The 1,246-nt window shown below is 49.9% G+C and carries 1 protein-coding gene; it reads right to left on the bottom strand.

Annotated elements, in window-relative coordinates; translation table 11 throughout:
- Positions 1 to 1,246: AMP-binding protein (locus A3751_RS19120; RefSeq protein WP_068458587.1), on the bottom strand; the 1,246-nt coding region annotated here is incomplete at both ends.

Here is a 1,246-nt window from a genome sequence, read left to right on the forward strand (position 1 = left end):
GTATCTGCCCTTTCAACTCATCAGCAATACCAATAACCGCACACTCTGCTACTGCATCATGACTCGCAACCAACTCCTCCATCTCTCCGGTTGAGAATCGATGCCCGGCAATGTTAATCACATCGTCGGTACGCCCCATAATGAACACGTAGCCCTCATCGTCTTTATATCCGCCATCACCAGAACAATAGTACCCCGGAAAATCGGCAAGATATCCTGTCTTAAAACGATCAAAATTCTTCCAAATAGTCGGCAAGCAACTTGGTGGTAAGGGGAGCTTAATGGCGATATTACCCTGCTGATTGGACGGGAGTTCATTTCCCTGATCATCTAGAATGCGTACATCAAAGCCTGGACTAGGCTTTGTGGCTGAACCGGCTTTTACAGGCAGCTGCTCAATACCCAAAGGATTCCCGCAAATCGCCCAACCTGTTTCGGTCTGCCAACAATGATCAACCACCGGCAAATTTGTGGTTCGCTCAATCCACTCGAGTGTGGGCGGATCAAGACGCTCTCCTGCAACAAACACGGCTTCAAGACTGCCCACATCATAGAGCCGAATCAGCGCCCCATTGGGATCTTCTTTTTTGATTGCTCGAAACGCTGTTGGTGCAGAAAACAGCGCCTTTACCTTGTACTCTTCGATAACACGCCAAAATGCGCCTGCATCGGGGGTTTTAACCGGTTTTCCTTCATAGAGCACTGTTGAAAGTCCGGTCATTAGCGGGGCATAAACAATATACGAGTGACCAACCACCCAGCCAACATCCGACGCCGCCCAAAATACCTCACCTGGATGCATGTTATAAACGGCCTGCATGCTATAGCGCATTGCAACGGCATGGCTACCATTGTCTCGCACCACGCCTTTTGGTGCGCCAGTGGTTCCTGATGTATAGAGAATATAGAGCGGATCAGTCGATGATACAGAAACAGGATCTGCGGGTGCTGCATGCTCTACCAGTTCATACCACGAGAAATCACGGCCTTGTTGAAGCTCGGCAGCACATTCGGCGCGCTGAGCGATGATGCAAGTCGACACCTCATGTTTGGCGTCGTTCAAAGCTTGATCGAGAAGGGGTTTATAGGGGATCAGGCGATCAATTTCGATACCGCATGAGGCGGACACTATAACGCTTGGTTCTGCATCATTAATGCGAATGGCCAACTCATGTGCGGCAAAGCCTCCAAAAACAACAGAATGTATTGCACCTAATCTGGCCACAGCAAGCATGGCGACAGCGGC

The organism is Oleiphilus sp. HI0080 (genome assembly GCF_001635135.1).